This is a genomic window from Saccharomonospora halophila 8 (genome assembly GCF_000383775.1).
GTDB lineage: Bacteria > Actinomycetota > Actinomycetes > Mycobacteriales > Pseudonocardiaceae > Saccharomonospora > Saccharomonospora halophila.
This window is the reverse complement of record NZ_KB912518.1, coordinates 26,280-31,090: the sequence shown is the minus strand read 5'-3', so window position 1 is coordinate 31,090 and position 4,811 is coordinate 26,280. Positions and strand designations below refer to the sequence as shown.

The window sequence follows — 4,811 nt, the reverse complement described above, 5'->3', positions numbered from 1 at the left end:
AGCCGCTCCGGTTCGACCCCGAAGTCGAAGCCCAGCTGTTCCATGCGTGTCCCCTGGTCGGCTCGCCGTCCCCGCATCGGCCCGCGGGAACTCCCACGGTAGGGGACGGGACGGCCCCCCGACCGCCGGGTCAGGCCCCCTCGACGAAGCCGCGGACGGCGTCGGCGATCAGGTCGACCGCGATGGCCGCGAGCAGCAGTCCCGCGATCTTGGCCAGCAGGGTGATGCCGCTCTCCCGCACGAGTCGGATCACCACCCCGGAGTACCGCATACACACCCACAGCACGAGGTGCGCGACGACGATCGCCGAGCCCAGTGCGAGATACCCGCCGGGATCACCCCCGGCCTGCCGGACGAACACGATCGTCGCCGCGATCGCGCCGGGTCCGGCGAGCAACGGGGTGCCCAGCGGGACGAGCGCGACGTTGACGTCCTCGGCCGCCTCGGGTTCGGCACTGCTCCGGCCGGTCAGCAGGTCGAGCGCGACCAGCAACAGCAGCAGCCCGCCCGCACCCTGCAACGCGGGGATGCCGATGCCCAGGTAGGCCAGCACGACCTCACCCAGCAGCGCGAACAGCGAGATCACCAGCAGGGACACCAGGACCGCCTGCCGGGCGGCCCGTGCGCGGGCGACGGGCGGTTTCCGTCCCACGAGACTGAGGAACACCGGCACGGTCCCCGGCGGGTCCATGATCACCAGCAGGGTGATCGCGGCCTCCAGGAACAGCGTGACGTCGAAGAGGCCGGCGACCGTCACGACCCGGTCCCGGCTTCTTCCCAGGCCCCCCAGGCACCGCCGACCGGCCGCGTGGTGGGCCCCGCCCCGCCCGCGTTGGCCGAGGCACGCTCGACGAGTGCCGCGAACTGCGCCGGATCGGTGGTCTCCTGGCCCGGCGTGGCCGACTTGTTGGCACCGTGGTAGTCGCTCGATCCGGTGCGGACCAGGTCCAGGTCCTCGGCGAGGGCGGCCAACCGCGCGCGGGCCGCGGGATCGTGGTCGGGGTGGTCGATCTCCAGCCCGGACAGTCCGCGCCGCGCCAGAACGGCGACCGTCTCCTCGGTGATCGTCGGCCCCCGGGTGTCCGCGAACGGGTGCGCGAGGACGGTGGCGCCGCCGGCGGCGGTGATCAGGTCGATCGCCGCTTCGACCGGCGTGTCCGCCTTGGCCATGTAGTAGTCCCGGCCGTTGGCCAGGTACCGGTCGAACGCCTCCTGCACCGAGTGCACCAGCCCGGCCCGCACCAGGGCCCGGGCCAGGTGGGGCCGTCCCGCCGCGGTGTCGGCGGGCAGACCGGCCAGCAGATCGTCGGGGTCGACGGGGAGGCCGTCCTCGGCCATCCGCACGGCGATGGCCCGCAGACGCCCGCGCCGCTCGATGCGGAGGCGCTCCTGTTCGGCCACCAGCTCGGGGGCCGTCGGATCGAACAGGTAGGCGAGCAGGTGAACGCTCACCCTGCGGCCCTCGTCGTCCACCGACTCGCAGGAGAGCTCCGCCCCCGGAACGAGGGTCAGCCCGGGTGGCAGTGCCTCGGCGGCGGCCCGCCAGCCCGCGGTGGTGTCGTGGTCGGTGAGCGCCACGACGTCGAGTCCGGCGTCCGCGGCGGCACGGACGAGGGCAGCGGGATCGTCCGTGCCGTCCGAGACCGAGGAGTGGGTATGCAGATCGATGCGCACGTCGAGCATTGTCCAGTGTGCCCGGCCGTGCGCATCACCCCACCATCGGTTTGCCTCTGCGGGCGGCCCGTTGCGCCTTGATCATCGAGAACTTCTCGGCCTGCTTCTGCTTGTCCCCGAACACGAGGTGGGAGATCGTGTCGTAGAACGCCTCCGGCTTCGGCAGGTACTCGATCCGGTTCAGCGCCTGGATCTGGCCCGCCGACTCCACGACCATCGTCCCGTAGCCGAGGATCCGGCCCAGGAAGGGCCGCTCGTAGGTGAGGTCGGTCACCTTGGTGATCGGCATCATGAGTACCTGGGTGGTCCATACGCCCTTGGTCATCACGAACCGCTTGTCGGTGACGACCAGGCGCTCCACCCACCACTCGATCACCTTGTAGGCGAAGCGCAGCACCAGGAACAACGCCACGTACCAGAGGACGTTCTGCAGCATCCACATGGCGGCGGGCAGGATGTAGGAGATCATCACACACACGGCGATCAGGGCGACGGCCTCGAACGTGTCCCAGATGAGACACGACCAGTGCCGCCGTATCCTGATCACCCGCCGCTCGGTGTCGAGCAGGTATTCGTCGGGGTCACGGGGCGCGAACATCGGCGCAGTCTCCCCCGGATCAGCTGAACACGCTGCTGACGAACGTGATCACTGCCTCGGCGGCGTCCTGTAGTGCGGTGAGGATGTTGTCCACGAACCCCGCTGCCTCTCCCGGTCGGGCGATCACGAAGAAGAGGACCAACGCGATACCAGCGAACGTCGCAAGCTTTTTCGCGTTCACAGCGATCAATCCCGTCTCTCGAGTGCGGACCTTCTGGCTTGTGCCACTAAGTTTGTACCGCACCGCGTAGCGTCACCGCAGCAAAGTCCTGCGGGTGGGTCAGTACACTGCGCGAATCACCGCCGTCGATTACACTCCGTTAAACCATTGGGTGACAAGGAACACGTGCCGAGGTACGACCCGGCGAGGGGCCGGAGAGGAATGTTCACCGTGCGGCGTGTGGGCGGGGTACGGCATGGGGGCGGGGTGCGGTGCGTGGGCGGCGTCGTCCACGACGGTGCGGGAAGGCTGCTGCTGGTGCGGCGTGGCCGGGCGCCCGCGCGGGGTCTGTGGTCGCTGCCGGGTGGGCGCGTGGAACCCGGTGAGTCCGACGCCGAGGCCGTGGTGCGGGAGCTGCGCGAGGAGACCGGACTGACGGTGCGGCCGGGGGAGTTCCTCGGGACCGTCACCCGTGCGCAGTACCGGATCGTCGACTACCGGTGCGTCCCCGGGGGCGGAACGTTACGTCCGGGGGACGACGTCGACGACGCCCGCTGGGTGAACCGCGCGGCCCTCGACACCCTGGACCGGACGGGCCTGCTCACCGAGAACCTCACCGAAACCCTCCGACAGTGGGACGCACTCCCCACCACCTGAACCCTCCCGGAGTGTGCCGTGAAGGGCACCTTCCCTGCGTTCAGTGCAGCGAGGGGCACATTCACTGCGTCACACGCAGGAGAAGTGCCCTTCACGCGGCGAGCCAGGTCATGCGGTGGCCGTGTGGGCCGGCCTGGGCCTGGACCGTGGTATGCGGGGTGCCGTTCTCCCAGGCGACGGTGCTCAGGGTCATCCGCGCCGTGTGCGCGTAGGACAGGTCGTCGCGGCCGGGCAGCACGTGCCGCACGGCCGACTCGTACTCCTCGGCCGCCACCCACCACAACGGACGCCGGGCCGCCAGCTCGCCGAGCGCGGCGACGAAGGCCTCCTGCTCCGCGGACGGCAGGTACTTCAGCGCGTAACTGGTGTAGACGACGACCGGCAGGTCCTCCGGCACCCGCTGCACGGCCGTGGCCAGGTCGGCCACCGCGTCCCCGGCGAGCAACTCGGGACGGATCCGGCGCTGGGCCGCGGCCGCGGTGCGCAGCAGCCGGATCCGGTCCGGCTGGTCGGCCCACACGCACGCCTCCAGCCACGCCAGCTCGTCCTCGTCGGAGACGTCCACCGGGTTGCGGTCCAGCCCGACCCGCGCCTTGACCGACAGTTTCTTCGGCAGCCGGGGCGGCGCGGCGCCCTCGCCCAGGGTGAGCGCGCAGTGCAGCCCCACCGCGGCCTTCGCGGGCCCGGAGGTGAGCTGCTCGCCCCCGTCGCACAGATAGTGGTAGGCGAAGGTGTCCATCCCCAGCAGCAGGCCCGCGCTGCACCCGACCTCGACCAACCCGACCGGGCCGCGAACCCGCGCCGCGACGGCGGCCACGGCGGGGTACAGCACCGACGCCCGGTGGACCTCGTTGGTCTGGGTGAACCGGGTGGAGATCAGCTCCCGCATCCGGTCGGCGCGTTCGAGGACGAACTCCCGGAACAGCGGCCAGGTGTCGGCGTCGACGCCGTCCAGCCCGCCCAGCGACGGGTAGTACCGCGACACCGGGTGGATCGGGTCCGCCTGGACCAGCCGGTGCGCGGCGGCCAGCAGCAGCGTGGGATGCGCGTCGTCGCCGGACGCGGCGGACAGCAGCCCGGCCACGTCCGGGTCGTCCGCCGCACGCGCGGCCAGGTGCTCGTACAGCGGGGACAGGCCCGCGGCCTCGTGGGCGGCGAACCGGCGCAACCGCCTCGCGAGTTCGGTCGTGGTGTCGGAATCACTCATGGGCAGCCGCCGGGTTCACCGGCTGTTCGCCTCCTCGGGCCTCACCGTCGACACGCTTCGCGGAATCCGATCATGGTCGTCCCGCGGCGCGGAGCCGTCCACCGCACTCACCCGCCACCGTAGCCGCCCGGCGCGGAAACGGCGGCACGACACGACGACGATGTCGGTGTGCCGCACGCGACTCCGGCGGGCACCGGTGGTAACGCACACCGCCCGGTGGCGATACTCCCCGGGACCGGGGGTAAGCTTGTCCTCCGGCGCATCCGGCGCCGGGACCGGACCCCGACCGTGAGGAGGTGAGGACGCAGATGAGTAGTGGTGACAGTCCACTTCCTAGTTCCGCCGGCGTACCCACCTCGGCCGGGATCCGGATGCGGCTGCGCTGAGCAGCATCCGGCGAGCCCGAGGCGGGACGTCGGCGTGTGTCAGTCGTCCTCGTTCGCGACGCGACCCGCCAGGAGACTCCATGCCTGCCATCCCCTCGCTCGGCACGCTGCGCGACCGGGCCGCGAGCC

6 protein-coding genes are annotated in these 4,811 nt (G+C 71.2%); 1 reads left to right on the top strand and 5 read right to left on the bottom strand.

Annotated features, from left to right (window positions below; genetic code table 11):
• Nucleotides 1-130: 130 nt before the first annotated feature.
• Genes SACHA_RS0107615 through SACHA_RS25080 form a run of 4 tightly spaced genes read right to left on the bottom strand, consistent with a single transcriptional unit; the run spans nucleotide 131 to nucleotide 2,453 of the window.
• On the bottom strand, nucleotides 131-757 hold the full coding sequence (locus SACHA_RS0107615) for a MarC family protein (RefSeq protein ID WP_019808497.1): 627 nt from the start codon (nucleotides 755-757) through the stop codon (nucleotides 131-133).
• Entirely contained in the window at nucleotides 754-1,683 is a 930-nt protein-coding gene (locus tag SACHA_RS0107610) for a PHP domain-containing protein (RefSeq protein WP_019808496.1), read from the bottom strand. The genes SACHA_RS0107615 and SACHA_RS0107610 overlap by 4 nt, the downstream gene beginning before the upstream one ends.
• A gap of 25 nt (nucleotides 1,684-1,708) precedes the next feature.
• Entirely contained in the window at nucleotides 1,709-2,272 is a 564-nt protein-coding gene (locus SACHA_RS0107605; RefSeq protein ID WP_019808495.1) for a PH domain-containing protein, read from the bottom strand.
• 19 nt (nucleotides 2,273-2,291) lie between these two features.
• Nucleotides 2,292-2,453, bottom strand: a complete 162-nt coding sequence (locus tag SACHA_RS25080) for a hypothetical protein (protein WP_019808494.1) — start codon at nucleotides 2,451-2,453, stop codon at nucleotides 2,292-2,294.
• Between the two features lie 201 nt (nucleotides 2,454-2,654).
• Here SACHA_RS25080 and SACHA_RS0107595 point away from each other — a divergent pair, with 201 nt between their 5' ends.
• Nucleotides 2,655-3,089 (top strand): NUDIX hydrolase, encoded by a 435-nt coding sequence (locus SACHA_RS0107595; RefSeq protein ID WP_019808492.1) that lies wholly within the window; start codon nucleotides 2,655-2,657, stop codon nucleotides 3,087-3,089.
• Nucleotides 3,090-3,180: 91 nt separating this feature from the next.
• On the opposite strand, the gene SACHA_RS0107590 is transcribed toward SACHA_RS0107595, so the two are convergent.
• The gene (locus SACHA_RS0107590) at nucleotides 3,181-4,296 is read right to left on the bottom strand and encodes a DUF2332 domain-containing protein (RefSeq protein ID WP_019808490.1); all 1,116 of its coding nucleotides are present in this window, start codon (nucleotides 4,294-4,296) and stop codon (nucleotides 3,181-3,183) included.
• Between the last annotated feature and the right edge of the window lie 515 nt (nucleotides 4,297-4,811).

Bases quoted from the DNA above. Each gene is read 5' to 3' on its own strand.
- SACHA_RS0107595 (WP_019808492.1), top strand. From the start codon at position 2,655: ATGTTCACCGTGCGGCGTGTGGGCGGGGTACGGCATGGGGGCGGGGTG.
- SACHA_RS0107605 (WP_019808495.1), bottom strand. From the start codon at position 2,272: ATGTTCGCGCCCCGTGACCCCGACGAATACCTGCTCGACACCGAGCGG.
- SACHA_RS0107610 (WP_019808496.1), bottom strand. From the start codon at position 1,683: ATGCTCGACGTGCGCATCGATCTGCATACCCACTCCTCGGTCTCGGAC.
- SACHA_RS0107590 (WP_019808490.1), bottom strand. From the start codon at position 4,296: ATGAGTGATTCCGACACCACGACCGAACTCGCGAGGCGGTTGCGCCGG.